At 64.3% G+C, this 22493-nt stretch carries 19 protein-coding genes; 5 read left to right on the top strand and 14 right to left on the bottom strand.

Going from position 1 to position 22493, the window contains the following annotated elements; translation table 11 throughout:
- Positions 1-38 precede the first annotated feature (38 nt).
- Positions 39-743: a glutathione S-transferase C-terminal domain-containing protein gene (locus VGH41_RS18985; protein WP_331599069.1), complete on the bottom strand. Its 705-nt coding sequence runs from the start codon at positions 741-743 to the stop codon at positions 39-41.
- Between the two features lie 50 nt (positions 744-793).
- Positions 794-1762 (bottom strand): DMT family transporter, encoded by a 969-nt coding sequence (locus tag VGH41_RS18980; protein WP_331599068.1) that lies wholly within the window; start codon positions 1760-1762, stop codon positions 794-796.
- A gap of 135 nt (positions 1763-1897) precedes the next feature.
- On the opposite strand from VGH41_RS18980, the gene VGH41_RS18975 reads away from it, so the two are divergent.
- The gene (locus VGH41_RS18975) at positions 1898-2863 is read left to right on the top strand and encodes a LysR family transcriptional regulator (RefSeq protein WP_331599067.1); all 966 of its coding nucleotides are present in this window, start codon (positions 1898-1900) and stop codon (positions 2861-2863) included.
- Here VGH41_RS18975 and VGH41_RS18970 read toward each other — a convergent pair.
- From VGH41_RS18970 to VGH41_RS18915, 12 genes are all read right to left on the bottom strand, one after another.
- On the bottom strand, positions 2844-3683 hold the full coding sequence (locus tag VGH41_RS18970; RefSeq protein ID WP_331599066.1) for a BtpA/SgcQ family protein: 840 nt from the start codon (positions 3681-3683) through the stop codon (positions 2844-2846). The two genes, VGH41_RS18975 and VGH41_RS18970, sit on opposite strands and share 20 nt — an antisense overlap.
- Before the next feature lie 6 nt (positions 3684-3689).
- Positions 3690-4652: a PfkB family carbohydrate kinase gene (locus VGH41_RS18965; RefSeq protein ID WP_331599065.1), complete on the bottom strand. Its 963-nt coding sequence runs from the start codon at positions 4650-4652 to the stop codon at positions 3690-3692.
- The gene (locus tag VGH41_RS18960) at positions 4649-4792 is read right to left on the bottom strand and encodes a hypothetical protein (RefSeq protein ID WP_331599064.1); all 144 of its coding nucleotides are present in this window, start codon (positions 4790-4792) and stop codon (positions 4649-4651) included. Before VGH41_RS18960 ends, VGH41_RS18965 begins: the two co-directional genes overlap by 4 nt.
- Before the next feature lie 40 nt (positions 4793-4832).
- The gene (locus VGH41_RS18955; protein WP_331599063.1) at positions 4833-5609 is read right to left on the bottom strand and encodes a glutamine amidotransferase; all 777 of its coding nucleotides are present in this window, start codon (positions 5607-5609) and stop codon (positions 4833-4835) included.
- Between the two features lie 125 nt (positions 5610-5734).
- Positions 5735-6817, bottom strand: a complete 1083-nt coding sequence (locus tag VGH41_RS18950; protein WP_331599062.1) for a phosphotriesterase-related protein — start codon at positions 6815-6817, stop codon at positions 5735-5737.
- A 3-nt stretch (positions 6818-6820) separates the two neighbouring features.
- Positions 6821-7828 (bottom strand): ABC transporter permease, encoded by a 1008-nt coding sequence (locus tag VGH41_RS18945; RefSeq protein ID WP_331599061.1) that lies wholly within the window; start codon positions 7826-7828, stop codon positions 6821-6823.
- Positions 7829-7830: 2 nt separating this feature from the next.
- Positions 7831-8619 carry an ATP-binding cassette domain-containing protein gene (locus tag VGH41_RS18940; protein WP_331599060.1) on the bottom strand — a complete coding sequence of 263 codons (789 nt, stop codon included), beginning with the start codon at positions 8617-8619 and terminating at the stop codon, positions 7831-7833.
- A gap of 50 nt (positions 8620-8669) precedes the next feature.
- Complete coding sequence (locus VGH41_RS18935; RefSeq protein ID WP_331599059.1) at positions 8670-9614, bottom strand: substrate-binding domain-containing protein; 945 nt, start codon at positions 9612-9614, stop codon at positions 8670-8672.
- A gap of 185 nt (positions 9615-9799) precedes the next feature.
- Positions 9800-10861 (bottom strand): LacI family DNA-binding transcriptional regulator, encoded by a 1062-nt coding sequence (locus VGH41_RS18930; RefSeq protein WP_331599058.1) that lies wholly within the window; start codon positions 10859-10861, stop codon positions 9800-9802.
- Positions 10862-11006: 145 nt separating this feature from the next.
- Complete coding sequence (locus VGH41_RS18925) at positions 11007-11816, bottom strand: hypothetical protein (RefSeq protein WP_331599057.1); 810 nt, start codon at positions 11814-11816, stop codon at positions 11007-11009.
- A gap of 100 nt (positions 11817-11916) precedes the next feature.
- Positions 11917-12810, bottom strand: coding sequence for an SDR family NAD(P)-dependent oxidoreductase (locus VGH41_RS18920; protein WP_331599056.1), 894 nt, complete (start codon positions 12808-12810; stop codon positions 11917-11919).
- A 61-nt stretch (positions 12811-12871) separates the two neighbouring features.
- Positions 12872-13615: an SDR family oxidoreductase gene (locus tag VGH41_RS18915; protein ID WP_331599055.1), complete on the bottom strand. Its 744-nt coding sequence runs from the start codon at positions 13613-13615 to the stop codon at positions 12872-12874.
- A gap of 146 nt (positions 13616-13761) precedes the next feature.
- Between VGH41_RS18915 and VGH41_RS18910 the strand changes: the two genes are divergently transcribed.
- The 4 genes from VGH41_RS18910 to uvrA all read left to right on the top strand — a co-directional run bounded on the left by VGH41_RS18910 (position 13762) and on the right by uvrA (position 22178).
- On the top strand, positions 13762-14670 hold the full coding sequence (locus VGH41_RS18910) for a LysR family transcriptional regulator (RefSeq protein ID WP_331599054.1): 909 nt from the start codon (positions 13762-13764) through the stop codon (positions 14668-14670).
- A gap of 158 nt (positions 14671-14828) precedes the next feature.
- Entirely contained in the window at positions 14829-15620 is a 792-nt protein-coding gene (locus VGH41_RS18905; protein ID WP_331599053.1) for an SDR family NAD(P)-dependent oxidoreductase, read from the top strand.
- A 95-nt stretch (positions 15621-15715) separates the two neighbouring features.
- Positions 15716-16078, top strand: a complete 363-nt coding sequence (locus VGH41_RS18900) for a single-stranded DNA-binding protein (RefSeq protein WP_331599052.1) — start codon at positions 15716-15718, stop codon at positions 16076-16078.
- A 199-nt stretch (positions 16079-16277) separates the two neighbouring features.
- Positions 16278-22178 (top strand): excinuclease ABC subunit UvrA, encoded by a 5901-nt coding sequence (gene uvrA, locus VGH41_RS18895; RefSeq protein ID WP_331599051.1) that lies wholly within the window; start codon positions 16278-16280, stop codon positions 22176-22178.
- Positions 22179-22493 lie beyond the last annotated feature (315 nt).

Here is a 22493-nt window from a genome sequence, read left to right as displayed (position 1 = left end):
GCGAGCGGGCCGGGCCCATGTGGCGTCGTATTGCGCGATTACCTCGCCACCGTCCGCTTCACCGCATCCCGCATCGCCTTGCAATGGCGCACCAGATTCGCCCGCGAAAGCACGAACTGCTTGAGCGGGGTATCGATGTCGTAGAAATAGATATTGGCGACGAAGCCATACACACTGGCATCGGTGCTGACCGGTTCGGTGCCGAACAGGAAGCTGTCCTCGTCGATCAGGTTCGACAAGACCTGCAGATCGGCGACGCCACGCGCGTACACGTCGTGCGCCTCGAAGCGTCCAATGCCCTGGTAATGATAGCGATCGAAGTTGTATTGCCGCGCGCCGTCCAGCGCTTCCGCGGTAACACCTGGGTGCGTCGTCAGGATCGCGTCCTTGAAGATGGGCCAGTAGCGCGGATCCGCCCAGCGCGAGTACGACATGACCCAGTACAGGTCATCCAGCGTGCGGCGGATCAGAAGATCGAGATCGCGCTGCGGATGCGTGAGCTCATCGTCGATGGGCGCCGCGTATTTCTGCTTCAGATGTTCGATGATCGCGTCGCTGTCGCCGATGGTCTTGTCGTCGTCGACCAGATACGGCAACTGGGCACGCGGCGCCGCTTTGGCGTCGAGGATATGGCGGTGTTCGAATGCCAGCCCGCACAGGCGCAGAAACGCGAATACCTTCTGACCATAGGGATTGTTGTCTTCCAGCCCATACAAGCCGGGATACGAATAGAGCGTGATCATCAAACACTCCTTCTGATGCGGCGAGGGCCCGACGACGTAGCCGGTTTTTCCTAAGATAGGCGCTCACCCGATGGAGCGCAATCGGGCACAGCGTGACGGGGGGCTTTGGTCTGCTTGCGTGGGCTACCCGCTTGCCACCGCGCCGAGGCAAGCAACGACGCCGCCACGATCAGCCCGCCGCCTACCCACGCCGTGGCGGTAATCCGTTCACCCAGCCATAGATATGCGAACAGCGCGCCGAACGCCGGTTCGCTGCCCGTCAAGAGCGCAACGCGGGTCGGGCTGCTGCGTTTGATCGCGTAGTTCTGCGCGAAGAACGCAAAGAGCGTACAGGCGAGCACGAGATAAAACACGCATCCCCAGAAGCTTGCATGTTCTGCGAAGGACGGCACGCGCTGCCACTGCGCAGGTACGAACACAAGCGCAACCGCCGCGCTGCCCAACGCAACCACCCCCGACTGCACGGCGGTCACGGTCAGCGGCGGCAGCGCCGCATCGCGCATCACGCGCTTGGTCACGCAGACAGTCAGCGCGCGCAACAAGGCGGCGCCCAGAATCAGTGCATCGCCGGGGCTGAGCGTGAAGGCGCCGGCGCCGTTGCCGGCCAGCAGCCAGGCGCCGACTAGCGAGAGCGCGACCGCCGTCCATTCGACACTGCTTGGCCTGCGCTTGAGCATCGACCATTCGAAGAACGGCGTCATCACGATGCACAGGCTGATCAGGAACGCGGCATTCGCGGCGCGCGTGAGCAGCAGGCCGAACATCTCACACAGGAAGATGCCGAACAGCAGCAGGCCGGCACCGACCGCGCCGCACAGCGAGCGGGCGCTGGCATGACGCAGGGTGCGCAGCGCCGGCGACAGCACCACGAACGTAATGCCAAAGCGCAGCGCGAGCAGGCCGAGAACCGGGTAGTCAACGAGCGCGCTTTTGGCGATGCCGTAGCTGGTGCCCCACACCACGGCTACGGCCAGCAGCATCAGATCGGAGAGTATTTGCAGGCGTTTTTGGCGGGACATGGCGAACCTCTTGGGACGGATTGGTATTGTCCAGTGTTGCGCTCACGATGATAATCAGGTGGCGGTGCACAGCTTCTATGTCGCCATTGCATTAATCTATCTGGATACTTTTCTCCGTTCAGGACCGTGCGCACGATGAACTCCAACGAATTGTTTGCCTTGTTGCCGGATATGGCCGTGTTTGCGCGGGTGGTCGAGGCCGGCAATTTCTCGGTGGCGGCGCGCCAGCTTGGCAGCACGCCGTCCACCGTGAGCCGGCAGATCAAGCGTCTGGAGGAAGCGCTCGCCACGCGCCTGCTGGAGCGCTCGACGCGCAAGGTGCGTGTCACGGAATCGGGCGCGCAGGTGGCGCGCTATTGCCGCGAGATGCTGGGCGCCGCATCAGGGGCGCTCGACGCAGCCGGACACCTGGCGGCGCGTCCGCAGGGCAAGGTCAGCGTGAGCGCGCCGACGCAGTTTGCGAGGACGGTGATCCATCCGCTCGTGCCGGGTTTTTTGCGCGCATATCAGGAAGTCGACCTGCAGTTGCTTTATGCAGACCACGAAGTCGATCCGCTCGAAGACGACGTCGATCTCGTGATCCGTATGACCGAGCGTCCGCCGCCCGGCCTCGCGGGACGGCGAATCGGCGCGGTCCGCTGGGTGCTGTGCGCGTCGCAGGCCTATCTGGAGGCGCGCGGTGTGCCGCAAGAGCCGCGCGATCTGGCGCAGCACGACTGCATCTATCTGGGTGACACCGCCGAGGACAACCGCTGGCGCCTGCGCCGCGGCACGCAAGCGCAGACCGTGCAAGTGCGCGGGCGCTATATCGCCAATCACGCGGGCGCGCGGCTCGAAGCCGCGCAGCAGGACTTCGGAATTGCGACGCTGCCCGAATTCGCCGCTGCTCACGCGCTGCAACGCGGCGAACTGGTGCAGGTGCTGGCCGACTGGAAGCTGGAGGCGCGGGCGTACGTCGGCTCGGTGTGGCTGCTTTATCCGCCGAACCGCTTTTTACCGCCCAAGGTGCGCGTGCTGATCGACTACCTGGTCGAGCATCTGAACGCCGCGGACAGTGCCGATTCCACCGCCCCGGCGAGCACTACCGCGCCGCCTGCATGAATGCGCGCACTTTGTCTCCGTCGACCGGGTTCCACCACACCCCGCCCACCTTCAAGGAACTGGCGACGATCACGCCGTCGACAATCGACAGAATCTCCGCCACGTTGCGCTCGGTGCAGCCGCTGCCCACCAGCAACGGCAAGGTCGTCGCCGTGCGAATCTGGCGCAGATAGTCGACGCTGGCGGCGTCGCCAGTACGTTGACCGGTGGCGATGATCGCGTCGGCATCGAAGAATTCCACGTCGCGCACCAGTTCTTCCAGCGCGCGGTCCGCCACGATGGCGTGTGCGCCGTGCTTGACGTGCGCATCCGCGAACACGCTGATGCCGTCCGCGCGCAGCCGCGCCCGGTAACGCAGCGCGCTGGCCGCCGCGCCTTCAATCAGCCCTTCGTTGGCGACATACGCGTTGGCCCATTGATTGACCCGCACGAAGGCCGCCTGGCTCGCCGCTGCGATGGCGAGCGCCGGAATCGCCGCATTCGCCAGCACGTTGATGCCGATCGGCAAGCCGGTTTCGCGCGCAATGCGATCCGCCGTCACCGCCATGAACGCCGAGGTCTCGTGACCGATATCGTCGGGCTTCGAGAACGGCACGTCACCGTGATTCTCGATGATCAGGCCGTCGACGCCGCCGCTTGCATATGCGAGCGCGTCGGCACGCGCCGTGGCATACAGCGCTTCGCTTGCGGCACCCTGATAGCGCGGCGAGCCGGGAAAAGCCGGACAGTGAATCACGCCGATCACCACGCCGCGCGCGCGGCCAAAAATCCGCTCGACACAGTCGAGACGCCCGCGGCCAACACCAGAAGAAGTTTCCATATCGATTCAACGTGCCTGAGAGTAGGGGACTGACGAAAGAACAGATTGTGGGACCGCCGCATGAAGCAACGCGTGCATCGTGGCGCGGTCGGGAAAGCTGGCTTGCGCGCCGGGCCGGGCGACCGCGAAGGCGGCCACCGCTTGCGCCCACCGTAACGCGTGGGGCATCGGCAGGTTGCGCGCCAGCGCGGCGAGCAGCGTGCCGCAGAAGGCGTCGCCGGCACCGACTGTATCGACGGCTTCGGCAGGCACGGCTGCGAGATGCTGCGTGCCGTGGCGGTCGCACCGGAGTACGCCGTCCGCGCCGAGTGTGACGCAGACTTCGCGCGCGCCGGCGCGATGCAGTGCTGCGGCGGCGCGCGCCGCGTCGGCCATTGCGGTCAACGTGGCGGCTTCGACGCGATTGACCACGAGCACATCCACGTCGGACAGCATGGACAGGCAATCGAAGCGGACGGGTCCAGGATTGAGCAACGTCCGGCCCGCACCGAGCCGCGCGATGCGCAGGACCTCGGCGGTGACCTCCGCGCTGAGGTTGCCTTGCAGTGCAATCCAGTCGCCGTCGCGCGTGGCTTCCTGCAGCGCGCAGCGTTCCGGGCGATAGTTGGCTGCCGCCAGGTTGCGGGTAACGATGGTGTTTTCGCCGGCCGCATCGACTGTGACGATGGACAGGTCGGTTGGGCAGGGCATGCGCTGCATATGGCGCGTGTCGATGCCTTCGGCGTTCAGTTGCGCGACCAGCCGGTCGCCGTCCGCGTCATCACCGACGGCGGCAAACAGCAGCGTCGACGCGCCCGCGCGCGCCGCGGCCACCGCCTGGTTGGCACCCTTGCCGCCGAAGCCGGACGTGCTGTCCAACGCGAGCGTGGTTTCGCCGGGCGACGGCAAGCGCGCGACGCTCAGGCTCAGATCGATCGCCGCATTGCCGACCACGCAGATGCGCGGCATGAGACCGGTGGCTGTGCTCATCGCCCCGCCCGGTCGGTCAGCGTGGCGCGATGCAGACCGGCCGCTTCGAGCGGCCGGTCCCGTTGCACGTCGCCAGGCGGGTGGATCATGTCGGGGGCGACCCACTTGCGAATCAGTCCGAGACGGTCGAGTGCGTGCATGGTGGCCCTTGCGCCTGTTGCGCTGGTTGTGTCCACCGGACTACTTCGCGGCCGAGGTCAGCCAGTCCAGACAGTTCAGCCATAGCTTCGCATTGCCGTCCCAGTCCGAAAATTCCGGCGGCAGCCAGTGATGCGACATATCACTCGTCCACGCCAGGGTGCGGCCTTTTCCGTATTCGCCGGCAACGAGCAACGGATGTCCGGTGTCTGGCACCGTCGCAATCACGGTCGCGCCCGGCTTCACTTGCACCTCGTTGTAACCCAGCAGATGCGGCCACGTAGTGCCGAGTCCCGCGACGAGCGAATGTTGCGCGACGATCTGCGGCGTGAATCCTTCCGGCACTTCGCAGCGGTCGTCGTACGGCAGGCAGGTGACAGGCAACACCTCTTCGACCGGCGTGCCGCGAAACCGCGCGCTGCCGGCGATGCCCTGAAAACTCAGATAGCCGCCCACCATCATCAGGCCGCGTCCCGCTTGCACATATTCGCGCAACAGTTTCAGGCGGTTCGGCGTGCGCTGGCTTTTGGCCCACGTATCCGGGTGCAGCAGCAACGTATTGGCGCCGATGTCGGACAGGATGATCGCGTCGTACGCAAGCAGGCCTTCGAGCGTGGTCGGAAATGCTTCCTGCGCTTCGTGACTCGGCATGTGCGTGATTGTGTAGGGGCTGTCTTTCAGCGCTTCCAGAAAGAGCTTTGCGCCGTTGTGATACGTCACCGTCGGAAACTGGTCGAAGCCTTTGATGTGCGTCGACGTGCTGGTCCAGCTTTCCCCCGCAAGCAATACCGACTTGGCCGATTGGGCGGATTGGGTCATGCGAAATCTCCTGTGAGGCGCGCGGATCACCGTGTCGGCGGCAGTCCTCGCGGCGTTAAACCGGTTTACCGAATGGGTTGGCGAGTCGAATGAGCGCCTCCGGGCGACACCCGTATCATTTGCGCCTAGCGTTGGCGCGCAAAGACCCTGGCCGGATTGGCGATCATCATGGTTTCGATCTGCGCATCCGTCACTCCATGGCGTCGCAGCCGCGGCACGAAGTACTTCAAGATGTAGCCGTAGCCAAAACCGCCGTAACGCGTCAGCATGGTCTTGAGAAACACGTCTTGCGACATCAGCACGCGATCGATAAAGCCTGCGTCGATCAGCGCCTTGATTGCACGCGCATTCTCTTCATCCGATGGCGATTGCGCTGCCTCGTCGGCGTAAAAGTAGTCCATGCCGATCATGTCGTACTCGAGCCACGCGCCGCGCTGCGCGAGCGTGTGCTGATATTCCGTATCCATGTGACTCGGATTCATGTGGCACAGAATGGTGTGATGCAGATCCGCACCCTCCGCTGCGACGATATCCAGCACGCGGTGCCCGTGCCGCACCCAGCCGGGCAGATGCACCGACAACGGCACGCGCGTCGCCGCGCTGGCCCGCGCCGCGGCCCGCAGCGATTTCTCTTCGTTGGCCGTGAAGGCCGCAGATACACCAATCTCGCCGATCAATCCCGCCATGACATCGGGCTTTTGATCCGCGCCACCCACTTCGTAAATCAGCTGCTCGGCCAGATCGTCGATGGACCGTTCGCTGACATAGCGCGGATGGGTCGGCTCCAGATAGAAGCCCGTCGACATCACGATGTTCAGGCCGGTGCGCCTGGCGATGACCTGCAGTGCGGCAGGATCGCGGCCAATGCCGAGATTGGTTGGGTCCACCACGGTCTCACCGCCCAGCTCGCGAAACCGCATCAGCTCGTCAATCGCGGTTTCGACATCGAATAACTGGCAGTTGTCGCGGTTCATCAAGGGATTCATTCGCAGCGCGCCGAGAATGCCGATATGCACTTTCTGTTCACCGATAGCACGCTCGCCGCAGCATGAGGGCGGCACCCATTTGCCGGAGGCATCGAGCAGGATGTGCTCGTGCATCAGGGTCACGCCCATTTTCTCGACGGGCAGGGGACCGAGCACGGTCATCACATGGCCGCTGTCTATGCCGATGGGCAGCGGCGAATCATGACGGAAGATCGACGTCATCGCTTAAGCCTTTTTGCCGCGTCGCTGTGAAAAGATCCGCGTGTTCATCCAGATGGCGAGCAGCATGATCGCGCCTTGAATGATCTGCGTGTAGAACGGCGATACGTGGATCAGGATCAGCCCATTGCCGAGCACGGCAATCGTCAGCGCGCCAAGCAGCGTACCGAGAATCGTGCCGCGTCCGCCGAACAGATTCGTGCTGCCGAGCACGACGGCGGCGATTACCGCGAGTTCGAAGCCGACGCCCTGATTCGACGAACCACTGCCGAGCCGCGCAGTCGTAATGAGACCCGCGAGGGCCGCGGCCGCACCGCTCAGAATGTAGACCTTCAACGTCACGATGCGCACGTTGACGCCCGCGCGGCGCACGCCTTCCGCGTTCGTGCCGATCCCGACCACGTAACGCCCGAAGCGCATATGGCGCAGCGTGAACCAGCCGGCGAACAGAACCACGACGGAGATGATGGCGGGCATCGGCACGCCGAGAATGTGACCGCGTCCGAGTTGCACGAACCAGCCGTCGTTTTCGATCGGCACCGAATAGCCTTGCGTGATCAGCAGTGCAAGACCGCGCACGACCGACAAGGTGCCGAGCGTCACGATAAACGCGGGCATGCCGGCCCACGCGATGAAATAGCCGTTGATTGCGCCAATCAGCGCGCCGAGCAGGAGGCCGCCGATCAGCACGACGCTGTCCGGCACACCCGCATGCAGTGCTATGGCGGCGAGCGCGCCCACCAGCGCAAGCGTCGAGCCGATCGAAAGATCGATGCCGGCGGTGGTGATCACGAGCGTCATGGCGGTTGCGACAATCAGGAGCGGTGCGCTCTGGCGCAACACGTTCAGCAGGTTGCCGGCGGTGAGGAAGGTATCGGTGGCGAAGCTGAAAGCGAGCGCGCAGCAGACGAAGAACACCGCAATGCTGGCTACGCCGGCATTGCCGCCCAACAGATGCTGCAACGAGCGGCGCGGCGCCTTCTGGTCCTTTTCCTTGTGCATGGCGATTTCCACGATCAGTCCTCCGAGAGCGCGCGCGCCGAGCGCGCCTTGAATTTACGTCCGACGATCAGATCGACGACCTCTTCCAGATTCGTTTCGCCAATCTTGCGATCGGCCACGTTTTGTCCTTCGTACATCACGCTGATCCGGTCGCAGACGAGGAACAGGTCCTGCAACCGGTGGCTGATCAGAATGACGCTGACGCCGCGCTGGCTGATGGTCTGAACCAGCTCGAGCACGGCTTCGACTTCGGCCACCGCGAGCGCCGCGGTCGGTTCGTCCATGATCAGCACCTTCGGATCGAACGAGACCGCGCGTGAGATCGCAATCGCCTGGCGCTGGCCGCCGGACAGATTTTCGACGTCCAGATGGGTGTTCGGAATACGGATGCCGAGGCCATCCAGCATCTCACGGGCGTCGTGATGCATCTTTGCGTGGTCGAGCATGGGAATGCCGAGCACGCGGCGCAACGGTTCGCGGCCGAAGAACAGGTTGCCGGCCACATCCACCGTATCGCACAGCGACAGGTCTTGATAGACCATTTCGATGTGATGCGCACGGGCGTCGCCCGGGTCGGTGAAGTGCACGGGCTTGCCGTCGATTTCGATGCGCCCGCCGTCGGGAATCACCGCCCCCGCCAGCACCTTCGACACTGTGGATTTGCCCGCGCCGTTATCGCCGACGAGGCCCAGCACTTCGCCGGGCGCCACTTCCAGGTTCACGCCGCGCAACGATTGCACCGCGCCGTAACTCTTGATGATGTTCTCCATGCGTACGCGTGGAGGGATGGCAACGCTATTCATCTGCATGTCCTCGTCCGGCGAAGCTGCTGCTCGATTGAACCCGCTTGCACTTACTTGAAGATACCCCGGTATTTGTCCACGTTCGCCTTCGTCACGATGGTAACCGGCACCGAGATATTCTTTTCGACCGGCTGTCTGGCGATCAGTTTGAGCGCCGCGCCAACCGCTGCCTTGCCTTCACCTTCGGGGTCCTGTTGCACGACGGCGGTGACGAAGCCGGCGTCGATGCCCTTGATGGCCTGCGCGCTCAGATCCCAGCCGACAATCTTCAGGTGATCCGTCGTGCCCTGCGACAAAGCCGCTGCAACGAGACCGATCAGCGCAGGCTCGCCGGTCGCATAGACGATCTGCAGATTCGGGTTGCCCGAGATCAGGTTTTCGGCTGCAGTCTGCGCCTGATCCTGCACGTTCTGGCCATCGACTGTAGAGACGATTTTCGCGCCCGGCGCCGTTGCGACACCTTCCTTGAAGCCGTCCAGCCGCACGTTCTGGATAAACGAATTCAGCGCGCCCACCACGCCGATCTGCGCCTTGCCGCCCAGATTCCTGTTGATATAGTTCGCCGTGTACTTGCCGATATCCACGCCGACCTTCTTGTTGTCCACGCCCACCTGTACCGCGTTGTCACCGTTCACGATGGCGTCGATGGTAACGACCGGAATACCGGCTTTCTTCGCTTCGCTAATGGCGGGCTTGATGCCGTTGACGTCGATTGCGACCACGAGAATCGCATCCACCTTCTGCTGGATATATGTCTCGATGGCGTTGTTCTGCGCATTCGGATCGTTGTTCGAGTTATAGATCTCAAGGTTGACGCCGGCTGCTTTCGCGGCAGCCTGCGCGCCCTGGTCCATCTGGGTGAAGAAGAGCGCTTCCTGGTTGATCTGCACCAGTGCGATTTTCTTGTCCGCGGCGAACGCGCTGCCCGTGGCGCCGAGCAGCGACAGCGCGAAGAGGGTGACGGCGAGCCGGCGCAAAGGATGTGGTGCGTTCATCGAAATCCCTTTTCTGAGTGAGCGGAGCGGCGCGTGGAATGGCACCGTCCCGGGAGTGGAAAAGACTTTCAAAGGACGCAACCGACATTGCGCCCGCCTTCTTGTAAACCGGTTTATTAAAGTTAAGTGGCGAGTATTGAGATGTCAACCGTTTCAATAAAGACCAGGGAAAATACGGAAAGGGTTCAACTCTTGCGCGGCGGCGCAACCGAGGCGCGTTCGATCAGCCGCACCGGCAGGCGATGCACCGGTTTACCGGGTGCCGCGCCAGGCGCGAGGGCGGCCGCTGTGCCCGGGGACTCGTCGTGATCGGCGGCGAGCATGGCGAGCAGAATCGCCACGCCCGCGCGGCCAAGTTCGCGCGCGGATTGCCGGAGCGTGGTGATGGGTGGCATCAGCAAGCTGGCGAATTCCATGTCGTCGAAGCCGACGATCGACATATCGCGCGGCACGTCGAGTCCGCGGTCACGCAGCGTTTCCAGCATGCCGACCGCAAGGTAGTCGCTACCGGCGAAGACGGCGGTGGGCGCGGGTTTGCGCGCGATCAGTTCGGCGGCGGCCAACTGGCCGAAACGGCGGTCGTAGGCGCCGAATAGCACGAGCGACGCGTCGAACGGCAGGCCGGCTTCGTCGAGGGCACGCCGGTAGCCTGCCAGACGTTCACGCACGGTGAAGAGCGTTTCCGGCCCGGTGACGTGCGCAATCCGTGTGTGCCCGGCGTCAATCAGATGTTGGGTGGCCAGATAGCCGCCTTCCGCGTTATCGACGAACACCTTTGGTACATCGACGCCCGGCACGTCCTCGTCGATCAGCACGATATTGCTGCGCTCGCCAATCAGCTTCTGCAGCGAGCCGTCGTCGGGTCGATTGGTGGCGAAGATCAGGCCGTCCAGATGCTGGGTGTCGAGCCAGCTCAGGTAGAGCGCTTCGCGCTCGAGCTGGTTGCGCGTGATGCACAGCGACAGTCCGAAGCCGCCTTCGGAGGCGGCTTCCTCGACCGCGTCGGCGAGTTCGGCGAAGAACGGGTTCGCAACGTCCGGCATCGCGAGGCCGATGGTTTCGCTGCTGCCGATGCTCAGTCGCCGGGCAAGACTGTTCTGCCGATAGTTGAGGGCGATCACGGCGTCGTCGACGCGCTTCCTGGTTTCCGCCGGCAGCGTCAATGTACCGTTGAGATAGCGCGAGACCGTCGCCTTGGACACGTTGGCCAATTCGGCGACATCGCGGATCGTGGAGACTTTTGCCAAGTGAGGTTCCCGGAATTTTCGCGGCTAGTGTAACGTGCGGCGAAAATAAATGGCCTCGCTGAAAAGCGCAGGCCTGCTGACGGAATTGCTGTGTTCGGTATGTTTGGGGCGTGGGCCGTGCACGCGCCTGCGTCCGGCCCCCCGTTTAGGGTGCCGGCGCCGCTCCGTCCGCCGCGTCGGGTTCCTCTTTACGAAAGCGTCCCTGTACCGCAGCGAGCTGATCGTCCGAAGTGGCGACCAGCCACAGGCGGGCGCGTTCCACCATCAAGCGGTTATGGTCCTTCAGCGAACCCATCGAGGTCGCGGCCTGCCACGCCACGGGAGCGACCCGACTGGTGCGTCCCGAAGGCGTGCCGACCAGCAGGCTGTACGGTCCAAGCGGCAACGAGACGAGCGGCAAAGCGGGCTTGATGCGCACGCGCCAGTCGACAAACGGCATGTCGCCGAACAGCAACGGCGCAGGCAAGCCGTGCAGCACCGTAAAGTCGTACAGCGCGAGGTGTTCACGCATGGCGGCATACACCCGCCGGATATCCGCAACGACGGCCGCGCGAATTTCATCGTCGAACATGGCCTCTTGCGAATAGCGGTCGATCGCGTCCCGCGCGTCCTGCTGATAGGCGCTGAACACGGCCAGCTCCATGCAGTCCTGCACGGCGCGCTGCATGTCGGCCGGCGCACCGGCTTCCTCCGGTTTGCCCAACTGGGCCGCGCGCAGAAAGCGTGCGAGCGCGGCTTCCTGGATGGGGGGGCCGGGCACGTCGGGAGCGTCGACAGCGTCTTTGCCGAGCGGCACATAGATGTATTTTTCCGCGGCGAAGCGTGATTTTTTGCCGTCGTCGAACCTGATTTCGCCGTCGGTGCAGTCGAGATAGCGCGTGCCGATATGGCCGTGTTCCCACACGTAATTCTTCAGGAAGGGGCGCAACGGATGCAGCGTCTCGCGGTCGGTCATGGGCAACTCCGGTGCGTCAGTGGGGAGGTGTCATAGTCTCACATTGGTCGCTCGAGTCGACCTTGCTGTGACCTGCGGCGTCCCGCGGATACTGCCTGCCTCAACGCACGACCTTTGCTGCGAGCAGGTCGCCCATGCCGATCCGCTTCGCGAATTCGATGCGAACGCGTTCCGAGACATCGAGCACTTCGCGCGCACCATCGCCGACAAAGTCGATTACCGAACGCATCGGCCGCGTGCCGGCGGGCAAGCCGACGATCCGCACGATTTCATCAGCGACGGCTTGCGGATCGGCGTCAGCGGGCGTGAGCGACGTCAGGCGCGCGCCGATCTGATCCATCACGCCGTCATAGCGGCGGTACGCTGCGGCGGTGGCGGCATCAGCGGGTTTGCCGGCGCTCGGGAAATGCGCGGTGCCTTGCGTGAATGCGCCCGGCACGACAATCGATGTCTCAATACCGAAGCGGGCAATCTCGTACGCGAGCGTCACCGCGAGCGAATCCATGGCCGCCTTCGCTGCGCCGTACGGACCCATGAACGGCGGGAAGCCACCCTTGGTCGTGGTGCTGCTGATCCACAGCATCAGCCCGGCTTCCTGCTGGCGCAGCCAGGGCAACACCGCCCGGTTGACGCGCTGCGCGCCGAACAGGTTGGTGTCGAACACCTTCATCATCTCTTCCGGCGTGAAGGCTTCAGACGGCCCGACCACCAGATGCCCGGCGTTTTGCATCACCACATCAAGACGCCCCTGTTCGCGCACGATGGTGGCCGCCGCGGCATCCGCCGACGCTTGCGAGAGGACGTCCAGTTCGAGCGGATACAAGGCGAGATCCCTCGCCGCGGCGAGCGCCCGCAACTCGTCGGCGCGCGGCTGATTGCGACCGGCGAGATCACGCATCGTCGCGTAGACGATGTGTCCCGCTTCGGCCAGCGCCTGCGCCGTCAGTTTGCCGATGCCGGTGCCGGCGCCCGTGACCAGGATGACGTTTTTCATGATTTTTCTCCGTGCTATGGGTTCGTTTTCAGGCGGTTTTCACCTTGTGCAGTGAGGACGCTCAGGCGATCCCGCCGTTGGCGCGCAGGATCTGGCCGTTGACCCAGGCTGCGTCGGGACCGGCGAGGAACGCCACGACCGAGGCGATGTCGTCCGGCTGGCCGAGGCGTTGCAGCGGCGGCATCTTCGCGAAGGTCTGGATCTGTTCTTCGGTCTTGCCGTCGAGGAACAGCGAGGTTGCAATCGGGCCAGGCGCCACGGCATTGACGGTGATGTTGCGGCCGCGCAGTTCCTTCGCAAACACGTGGGTGAAGGCTTCGACGGCCGCTTTGGTGCCGTTGTAGATCGCGTAGCCGGGCATGTTCAGCGCAAGCGTCGTGCTGGAGAAGTTGACGATGCGGCCGCCATCGTTCAGGCGCGCCGCCGCTTCGCGTAGCGTGTTGAAGGTACCGCGCACGTTGATATCGAAAGTCTGGTCGTAGAGCGCGTCGCTGGTGTCGGCGAGCGGCACCGTCTTCAGCACGCCCGCGTTGTTCACCAGCACGTCGACCTTGCCGAGCTGCGCTTCGGTGGCTTCGAACATCTGCCGCACCTGGTCGGCTTTTGCAATGTCCGCTTGCACGGCAATCGCCCGGCCGCCGGCTGCGTTGAGTTCGGCGACGAGTGCGTCGGCTTCCCGCGCGCTCGACGCGTAGTTGACGGCGACTGCGAAACCGTCGCGGGCGAGACGTCGGGCGATCGCGGCGCCGATGCCGCGCGACGCGCCGGTGACGATGGCAACCTGGTGGGTGTGGACGTGGTTCATGATCCGTTTCCTCAGAAGATGTGATGGGCTGGTTCAATTGACGTGCTGCTGGGATGAATCATGGATCATTCCAACCGATAGATCATCGCGCGCAACTTGGTATCATCGTTCCATTTGCTTTAACAATTGGCGGGAGTACAGCAGTCATGGATCGCTTTGAGGAAATGCGGGTGTTCGTGCGGATCGCGGAACGGCAAAGCTTCACCCAGGCGTCCGACGACCTGCAGATTCCGCGCGCCACCGTCACCAATCTGCTCAAACGCATGGAGCAACGGCTGGGCACGCGGCTGCTCGAGCGCACCACGCGCACGGTGCGTCTGACCCATGACGGCGAGGCGCACTACCGCCGCTGCGTGCGGCTGATCGCGGATCTGGAGGAAGCCGAGGAGTCGTTCCGGAATACCGCGCCTAAGGGCTTGTTGCGGGTCAATCTGCAAGGCACGCTGGCGCGCCATTTCGTCGTGCCGGTGCTGCCCGATTTTCTGGCGCAGTTTCCGCAGATCGAATTGCAGCTTGGCGAGGACGACCGGCTGGTCGATCTGGTCCGCGAAGGCGTCGACTGCGTGCTGCGGGCCGGCAGCTTGCAGGATTCGTCGATGGTCGGGCGGCGTGTCGCGCAGCTCGAACAGGTGACGGTCGCGAGCCCGGCGTATCTGGCGAAATACGGAGAGCCGGCGGATCTGGCGGCGCTGTCGACGCATCGCGCGGTGAACTTTGTGTCGAGCGCGACGGGCAAGGCGGTGCCGCTCGAATTCATGCTCGCCGGGCGGGTGAACGAGCTGTTGCTGGACGCGGTGGTTTCCGTGTCGGGCGCGGACCTTTACACCGGCGCGGCGGTGGCGGGACTGGGCATCGTGCAGGTGCCGCGCTACCGGATCGCGGAGGAACTGAAGGCCGGGCGTCTGAAGATCCTCCTGGCAGATTTTCCGCCGCCGTCCATGCCGGTCTCCGTGCTCTATCCGCAGAACCGCCAGCTGTCGTCGCGCGTGCGAGTGTTCGCGCACTGGCTGCGGGGCATATTCGAGGCGACCTCGAACGCCAGCGGCAGTCGCTGAGCACAGACGACGCGCGAAGCCATGACCCCATGGCCATGGTCGCTGCCGACGGCGGCGGCTTGCTGTAAATTGACACGAGCCTTGTCTTCGTTTCGCGCCCGGCGCGGCGACGCTTGAGCGCGGCTACTGATGCACTGACACTGACCCAAGGAGCGAGCATGGATCTGCAACTGAAAGGCAAGCTGGCGCTGGTGAGCGGCAGCACGGCGGGCATTGGCCTCGCTATCGCGACGGCGCTGGCGCAAGAGGGCGCGCGCGTGATCGTCAATGGACGCTCGCAAGAGTCCGTGGATAAAACGGTGGCGCAACTAGGCGCGGACAGCGGCGCCGAAGTGTTGGGCTTCGCCGGCGATCTCAGCAAGGCGGACGCGGCGAATCAACTGGCGCAGCGTTATCCGGATGTGGAGATTCTGGTCAACAACCTCGGCATCTTCGAACCCAAGCCGTTTGAAGAGATTCCGGATGAGGACTGGATGCGCTTTTTCGACGTCAACGTGCTAAGCGGCGTGCGGCTGGCGCGTCTCTTTCTGCCGTCGATGAAGCGCGCCAACTGGGGGCGCATCATCTTCATTTCCAGTGAAAGCGGATTGCAGATTCCCGCGGAAATGATCCATTACGGTACGACGAAAACCGCCCAGATTGCCGTGGCGCGCGGTATTGCCGAGTCCGTCGCGGGCACTGGCATTACCGTCAATAGCGTGCTGCCGGGGCCGACCCGCTCGCGCGGCGTGGGCGATTTCGTCGCCAGCCTCGCCAGGGCCGACGGCAAAACCGCCGAGCAGGTCGAGAAGGACTTCTTCGAGCATGTGCGGCCCACGTCGTTGATCAAACGCTTTGCCACGACCGAAGAGGTGGCATCACTGGTTGCCTACGTGGCGAGCCCGCTGGCGTCGGCAACGACTGGCGCAGCCCTGCGAGTGGACGGCGGCGTGACCAAGAGCGCGTTTTAAGGCATCGCTCCGCGCCGCGCGTGGGATCATACGGCTCGCGCGAGGTCACCACACCTCGCGCGCCGGCGTGGCCCAAAGTGAACAGGAGCGAAACGATGATCGATGGACTGGTAGGTGGGCGGCTGTATGGCGAGGCGCAGATCCGCACTGGACAGAATGGCCGGCGTTTTGTGACCTGCAAGGTCCGTGCGGCCACGAATGACGGCGATACGCTATTCGTCAACGTCATCGCCTTCGATGACGACGTGCAGACCGGTTTGCTCGCCTTGAGCGACGCGGACAGCGTGGCCCTGAGCGGTGCGCTCACGCCGAAGGTCTGGACCGACAAGAATGGCCTGGTGAAGCCCGCGCTGGATATGGTCGCGCATGGGTTGCTGACCGCTTATCAGGTACGCACGAAGCGCGCCCAGCTGGGCGGCGAAGAGGCCGGCGCGCCGGGCGACGAGGACCTGCTTTGAGTCAATAAGGGCGCTGGACTGCGGCTTGCTGCCCATCACGGGCACCCGAACCGCCGATGGAAAACTGTATAAATATACAGTATAGTGTCCCATTCAAATCCGCCCTGCGGCGTTTGATCCGTATGGTCGGGTGCAGTCAATCTGCACGGTCGCGACGCGGCCGTTAAGATGGGCCAACTCATTCGGACGGTCGGTTAAATTGTCATCTACAGGAAAAATCCGCATTCGCGGAGCGCGTCAGCATAACCTCAAGAACCTCGATCTCGACCTGCATACCGGCGAGATGACGGTCGTGACCGGCCCGTCCGGCTCGGGCAAGTCCAGTCTGGTGTTCGACACGCTGTACGCGGAAGGGCAGCGGCGCTACGTCGAAACCTTCAGCGCCTACGCGCGGCAGTTCCTCGACCGCATGGACCGGCCGCAAGTGGACCGGGTCGACGGCGTGCCGCCCGCCATCGCCATCGACCAGACCAATCCGGTGCGCAGTTCGCGCTCCACGGTCGGTACGATGACCGAACTCAACGACCACCTGAAGCTGCTCTACGCGCGCGCGGCCGAACTGTTCGACCGCAAGACGGCGCAGGCCGTGCGGCACGACTCGCCGGAAACCATTTACGCGGAGTTGATGGAACGCACGGCAGCGAACGACCCGCGCGTGGTGGTCACGTTTCCGGTCGAATTGCCTGAATCCGCTACGGAAGAAGAAGTCCAGCAGTGGCTGTCCGCAAGCGGCTACACGCGGGTGCAGGCGCAGCGCGAGGTGGAGTCGCCCACCGGGCCGCGCAAGTTGCTGGACGTGGTGGCAGACCGCTTCCGCCTGCGCCAGGTGGACAAGGCGCGCGTGGTGGAAGCCATCGAAGCGTCGCTGAAACGTGGCGCCGGGCGCGTGAACGTCTATGTGCTGCCGCAGGCGCCGGAAGAATCCGCGGAACCGCAAATCTGGCGCTTCTCGACCGGCTTGCACAATCCGGATAGCGACCTGCGCTACGCCGACCCGCAGCCCGCGCTGTTCTCGTTCAACTCGGCGTACGGCGCGTGCGAAACCTGCCGTGGCTTTGGCCGCGTGATCGGCGTCGACCTCGGCCTCGTGATCCCCGACGAGCGCAAGACCTTGCGTGGCGGCGCCATCAAGCCCATGCAGACGCCGGCGTGGAAGGAATGCCAGGACGACCTGATGCGCTACGCCGCGAAAGCGGGCATTCCGCGCGACACGGCCTGGTCGCAATTGACTCAGGCGCAGCGCGACTGGGTGATCAACGGTTCGCCGGACTGGAATGGCAAGTGGCAGAGCCACTGGTATGGGGTGAAGCGCTTCTTCGAATATCTCGAGTCGAAGGCGTACAAGATGCACATTCGCGTGCTGCTGTCGAAGTATCGCAGCTACACGCCGTGCGAAACCTGCGGCGGCGCGCGTCTGAAGACGGAATCGCTGTTGTGGCGTCTGGGCACCCGGGAGAATGCGGACGCCGTGCTGGAACCGGCCAGACGCTTCATGCCGCGCGGGGTCGACTGGAACCGCGCGCAGCTCGAAGCGCTGGCGGGTTTGACCGTGCACGATCTGATGCTGTTGCCCATCGAGCGCATTCGCCGTTTCTTCGACACGCTCAGCTTGCCCACCGCCTTGCTCGACGACGCGCTCAAGCTGCTGCTGGCGGAAGTGCGCACGCGCCTCAAATATCTGTGCGACGTCGGCCTCGGCTATCTGACGCTGGATCGCCAAAGCCGCACGCTGTCGGGCGGCGAAGTGCAGCGGATCAACCTGACCACGGCGCTCGGCACGTCGCTGACGAAGACGTTGTTCGTGCTGGATGAGCCGAGCATCGGCCTGCATCCGCGCGACCTGAATCGTATCGTCGAAGCCATGCATCGCTTGCGCGACGCGGGCAATACGCTGGTGGTGGTCGAGCATGACCCCTCGGTGATGCTGGCGGCGGACCGTTTGATCGACATGGGCCCCGGTCCGGGTGAGCGCGGCGGCACGATCATTTACGACGGCGTGCCGGATGAGATCCGTTCGTCGGGCACGCTTACCGGCGAATATCTCGGCGGCCATCGGCACGTGGCCGACGTGTCGCACTGGTCGGGCCGGCCGGTGACGAAGGAGACGCCGCGCATCGTGCTGGAAGGCGCGAGCGAACACAATCTGCAAGACGTGACCGTCGAGATTCCGCTGCAACGCCTCGTCTGCGTGACGGGCGTGTCGGGCTCCGGTAAATCCACCTTGATCCAGGACGTGTTGTATCCAGCACTCGCGCGGCAGTTGGGGGTCGCCACGGAATCGCCGGGTGCGTACCGGCGCCTCGCCGGCGCGGAGCAGGTCGACGAAGTGGTGTTCGTCGACCAGTCGCCCATCGGCAAGACCGCGCGCTCGAATCCGGCCAGCTACGTGGGCGCTTTCGACGAGATCCGCAAACTGTTTGCCAAAGTGCCGCTCGCGCAACAGCGCGGTTATGGGCCGGGCATGTTCAGCTTCAACTCCGGCGACGGGCGCTGCCCGACCTGCGGCGGCTCGGGTTTCGAGCACATCGAAATGCAGTTCCTGAGCGATGTCTATCTACGCTGCCCGGATTGCGACGGCCGCCGCTATCGCGCCGAGCTGCTCGAAGTGAAGATCGAGCGGGGTAATCCGGCGCGCGCCTTGAGCATTGCCGACGTGCTCGAACTGACGGTCAGCGAAGCCACCGCTTTCTTTGCCACGGACGCCGAAGTACTGCGCGTGCTGAAGCCGATCGTCGACGTGGGCCTTGAATATGTGAAGCTGGGTCAGCCGGTGCCCACCTTGTCGGGCGGCGAGGCACAGCGTCTCAAACTGGCGGGCTTTCTTGCGGAAACAGCTCAGGCCACTACCAGCCGCGCCAAGGCCGCTCGCGAGACCACGAAGCGCAGCGCCGCGCGACTTTTCATGTTCGACGAGCCGACCACGGGCCTGCATTTCGACGACATCGCCAAGCTGATGCAGGCGTTCGGCAAGCTGCTGGCGGGCGGCCATTCGCTGATCGTGATCGAGCACAATCTCGACGTGATCCGGGCGGCCGACTGGCTGATCGATCTGGGTCCCGAAGGGGGCGACGGCGGCGGCCGCGTGCTGTGCGCGGGTACGCCCGCGGACGTCAAGTCCTGCGCCGGCTCGCACACGGGCCAGGCGCTCCTGCAATACGACGCGGCCATGGGCGCGGCAGCCGCGCCGGCAGCCTCGCAAGGCATGCCGTTGCAAACGGCCCTGTCGGCAGCGCGCGCGCGGCGCGCGGTGGAAGGCGAAGACGTGGTCCGAATCGTCAATGCACGTGAGCACAATCTGAAGTCGCTCGACGTGGATATTCCGCACGGCAAATTCAACGTGATCACCGGCGTGTCCGGTTCGGGCAAGTCGACGCTCGCGTTCGACATCCTGTTCCACGAAGGGCAGCGGCGCTACCTCGAATCGCTGAATGCCTACGCGCGCTCCATCGTGCAGCCAGCCGGGCGACCGGAGGTCGACGCGGTCTACGGCATTCCGCCGACCGTCGCAATCGAGCAGCGGCTGTCGCGCGGCGGCCGCAAGAGCACCGTCGCGACCACTTCGGAGGTCTGGCATTTCCTGCGCTTGCTGTATGTGAAGCTCGGGCTGCAGCACTGCATCCATGACGGTACGCCGGTTACGGCGCAAAGCGTCGAATCCATCGCCGCGCAGTTGCTGCGCGATCACAAGGGCGAGCACGTCGGTTTTCTGGCGCCGCTGGTGGTCAACCGCAAGGGGGTCTATACGGATCTCGCCAAGTGGGCGAAGGCGCGTGGCAATACGCATCTGCGCGTGGACGGCGAATTCCTGCCGGTCGACCCCTGGCCCAAGCTCGACCGGTTCCGCGAACACACCATCGAATTGCCGGTGGCGGACCTCGTCGTCTCCGCGGACAACGAGACGGAGTTGCGGCGCCTGCTGGACGAAACGCTCGAGCTCGGCAAGGGCGTGATGCATCTGCTCGCGCCGCTCGACGGTCTGCAGGACGCCATCAAGGCCGGCCGTTCCACCACGCAGTCCGGCAAGGTCAAGGTGCTGTCCACGAGGCGCGCGTGTCCGGTCTGCGGCACGAGCTACCCGGAACTCGACCCGCGCATGTTCTCGTACAACAGCAAGCACGGTTGGTGCACCACCTGCGTGGGCACCGGCCTTGCATTGACGCGCGAACAGCGGGCGGCATACGACGACACGGTAATCGCCGAAGACGGACGAGGGCGCGAGCAAAGCTTGCCGTCGGAGGAGCAGGAGCCGGAAGGCGTCGTCGACGAGCCGTGTCCGGACTGCCATGGGACGCGTCTGAATCCGATCGCGAGCGCGGTCACCTTCGAAGGACAGCCCATTGTGGATGTCGCGCGCTGGACCGTCTCCGATACGCGCCGCTGGATCGACGCGCTGCAACTGGACGGCCGCGACGCGGAGATTGCGCGTGACGTGGTGAGCGAAATCGGCAGCCGCCTGCAGTTTCTCGAAGAAGTGGGGCTTGGCTATCTGAGTCTCGACCGCGCGGCGCCGAGCCTCTCGGGCGGCGAGGCGCAACGCATCCGGCTGGCGGCGCAACTGGGCAGCAACCTGCAAGGGGTCTGCTATGTGCTGGACGAACCCACCATCGGCCTGCACCCGCGCGACAACCAGATTCTGCTGAGCGCGCTGCGCAAGCTGGGCGAGAAGGGCAATACGCTGGTGGTCGTCGAGCATGACGAGGACACGATTCGCCGCGCCGACCACATCATCGATATCGGCCCAGGTGCCGGCAAACGCGGTGGCGCACTGGTCGCGCAGGGCAGTGTGGCCGACCTGTCGGCACAAGCCGATTCGCTGACCGGGCAGTTCCTCGCCAATCCGATCGTGCATCCGCTGCAACCGCGCCGCGCAGTCAAGCCGAAGTCCCGCAATGCCGCCGCGGTGCCCGAGCAATGGCTGACCGTGCACGGCGGCAAGCTGCACAACCTGCGCAATGTGACCGTCGCTCTGCCCCTGGCGCGGCTCGTGGCGGTGACGGGCGTGAGCGGGTCAGGCAAGTCCACGCTTGCGCGCGACGTGCTGATGGCCAATCTGCTCGACGCGGTGGGGCGTTCGGTGTTGTCTTCGCCGGCCACGCGGCGGGCCCGCAAAGCGGCGGCGCAAGAGGAGCCGGCCGCCAACCGCCGTTCGAGCGTGTTGGCGCGCAGCGCGCCGCGCGCACAGCTCAACGTCACCCATGCCTGGCAAGGCTGCGATGCGATCACCGGCTGGGAGAGCATCGACCGTGTGCTCGAGGTCGATCAGACGCCGATCGGCAAGACACCGCGCTCCTGTCCGGCTACCTATATCGGCGTGTGGGATGCGATTCGCAAACTGTTCGCCGGCACGCTTGAAGCGCGCGCCCGCGGCTATACGGCGTCGCGCTTCTCGTTCAATACCGGCGAGGGACGCTGTCCGGCCTGCGAAGGGCAAGGCGTGCGCACGATCGGCATGAGCTTCCTGCCGGATGTGAAGGTGCCGTGCGATGTCTGCCATGGCCAGCGCTTCAACCCGGAGACCCTGGCGGTGACGTGGCGAGGCAAGAATATCGGCGACGTGTTGACCATGGAGATCGACGAAGCCGTGGAGTTCTTCGCGCCCATCACGAACATCGCGCATCCGCTGCAACTCATGAAGGACGTCGGCCTCGGCTATCTGACGCTCGGGCAGCCCTCGCCGACGCTGTCGGGCGGCGAAGCGCAGCGCATCAAGCTGGTCACTGAATTGAGCAAGGTGCGCGACGACATCACGCGCCGCGGGCAAAAGCCGCCGCATACGCTGTACGTGCTCGACGAACCGACCGTCGGTTTGCATATGGCCGACGTCGCGAAGCTGATCCGTGTGCTGCATCGGCTGGCGGATGGGGGGCACAGCGTCGTCGTCATCGAACACGATCTCGACGTGATTGCCGAGGCGGACTGGATCATCGACCTTGGCCCGGAAGGCGGTGTCGGGGGTGGTTCGATTGTTGCCGCGACCGATCCGGAAGGGCTCGTACAGATCAGCGAAAGCCATACCGGCGCCGCGCTTGGACCTGTGCTCGCACGGGCTGCCAATCTGCCAGTCGTGCCGCTGCACGCAACGACTCAAGCAGCGGGTTAGGCAATGCGTAAGCAGCAAAGCTGAGCATTGCATCGGCGAGAAGGGGAGCCACGGATAAGGTCTGTGCGCTCCCCTTTGTCGCAATTTTGCGACGAGGGTTTTCCCTGCTTGCTGCGTAATCTGGTGTTCGTCCCGAAGCCGCTATTCCCCCGCTTCAGACGCCTAGAGTGCCTTTACTAATTGGAGTGATTGCTCTAAACACTGTCTGTTCCCATCAAAAAAAGTTTGACGGACGTTTTTGTCTTGATATTGTCCGTTCCACCAAGCGTATCAAAGCTTCTAGCGCTGGCCGGTGAGCAAAACTCGCCCGCTTCG

Source organism: Paraburkholderia sp., from assembly GCF_036488795.1.
Taxonomy (GTDB): Bacteria; Pseudomonadota; Gammaproteobacteria; order Burkholderiales; family Burkholderiaceae; genus Paraburkholderia.
Note: the sequence above shows the minus strand (reverse complement) of the source record. Positions and strands in the feature narration are given on the sequence as shown.

Excerpts from the sequence above, each read along its gene's own strand:
- VGH41_RS18915 (WP_331599055.1), bottom strand. The coding sequence starts at position 13,615 with ATGAACCACGTCCACACCCACCAGGTTGCCATCGTCACCGGCGCGTCG.
- VGH41_RS18935 (WP_331599059.1), bottom strand. The coding sequence starts at position 9,614 with ATGAACGCACCACATCCTTTGCGCCGGCTCGCCGTCACCCTCTTCGCG.
- VGH41_RS18965 (WP_331599065.1), bottom strand. The coding sequence starts at position 4,652 with ATGAGCACAGCCACCGGTCTCATGCCGCGCATCTGCGTGGTCGGCAAT.
- VGH41_RS18980 (WP_331599068.1), bottom strand. The coding sequence starts at position 1,762 with ATGTCCCGCCAAAAACGCCTGCAAATACTCTCCGATCTGATGCTGCTG.
- VGH41_RS18955 (WP_331599063.1), bottom strand. The coding sequence starts at position 5,609 with ATGACCCAATCCGCCCAATCGGCCAAGTCGGTATTGCTTGCGGGGGAA.
- VGH41_RS18985 (WP_331599069.1), bottom strand. The coding sequence starts at position 743 with ATGATCACGCTCTATTCGTATCCCGGCTTGTATGGGCTGGAAGACAAC.
- VGH41_RS18900 (WP_331599052.1), top strand. The coding sequence starts at position 15,716 with ATGATCGATGGACTGGTAGGTGGGCGGCTGTATGGCGAGGCGCAGATC.
- VGH41_RS18910 (WP_331599054.1), top strand. The coding sequence starts at position 13,762 with ATGGATCGCTTTGAGGAAATGCGGGTGTTCGTGCGGATCGCGGAACGG.
- VGH41_RS18975 (WP_331599067.1), top strand. The coding sequence starts at position 1,898 with ATGAACTCCAACGAATTGTTTGCCTTGTTGCCGGATATGGCCGTGTTT.
- VGH41_RS18905 (WP_331599053.1), top strand. The coding sequence starts at position 14,829 with ATGGATCTGCAACTGAAAGGCAAGCTGGCGCTGGTGAGCGGCAGCACG.
- VGH41_RS18925 (WP_331599057.1), bottom strand. The coding sequence starts at position 11,816 with ATGACCGACCGCGAGACGCTGCATCCGTTGCGCCCCTTCCTGAAGAAT.
- VGH41_RS18960 (WP_331599064.1), bottom strand. The coding sequence starts at position 4,792 with ATGCACGCACTCGACCGTCTCGGACTGATTCGCAAGTGGGTCGCCCCC.
- VGH41_RS18970 (WP_331599066.1), bottom strand. The coding sequence starts at position 3,683 with ATGGAAACTTCTTCTGGTGTTGGCCGCGGGCGTCTCGACTGTGTCGAG.
- VGH41_RS18940 (WP_331599060.1), bottom strand. The coding sequence starts at position 8,619 with ATGAATAGCGTTGCCATCCCTCCACGCGTACGCATGGAGAACATCATC.
- VGH41_RS18920 (WP_331599056.1), bottom strand. The coding sequence starts at position 12,810 with ATGAAAAACGTCATCCTGGTCACGGGCGCCGGCACCGGCATCGGCAAA.
- VGH41_RS18950 (WP_331599062.1), bottom strand. The coding sequence starts at position 6,817 with ATGACGTCGATCTTCCGTCATGATTCGCCGCTGCCCATCGGCATAGAC.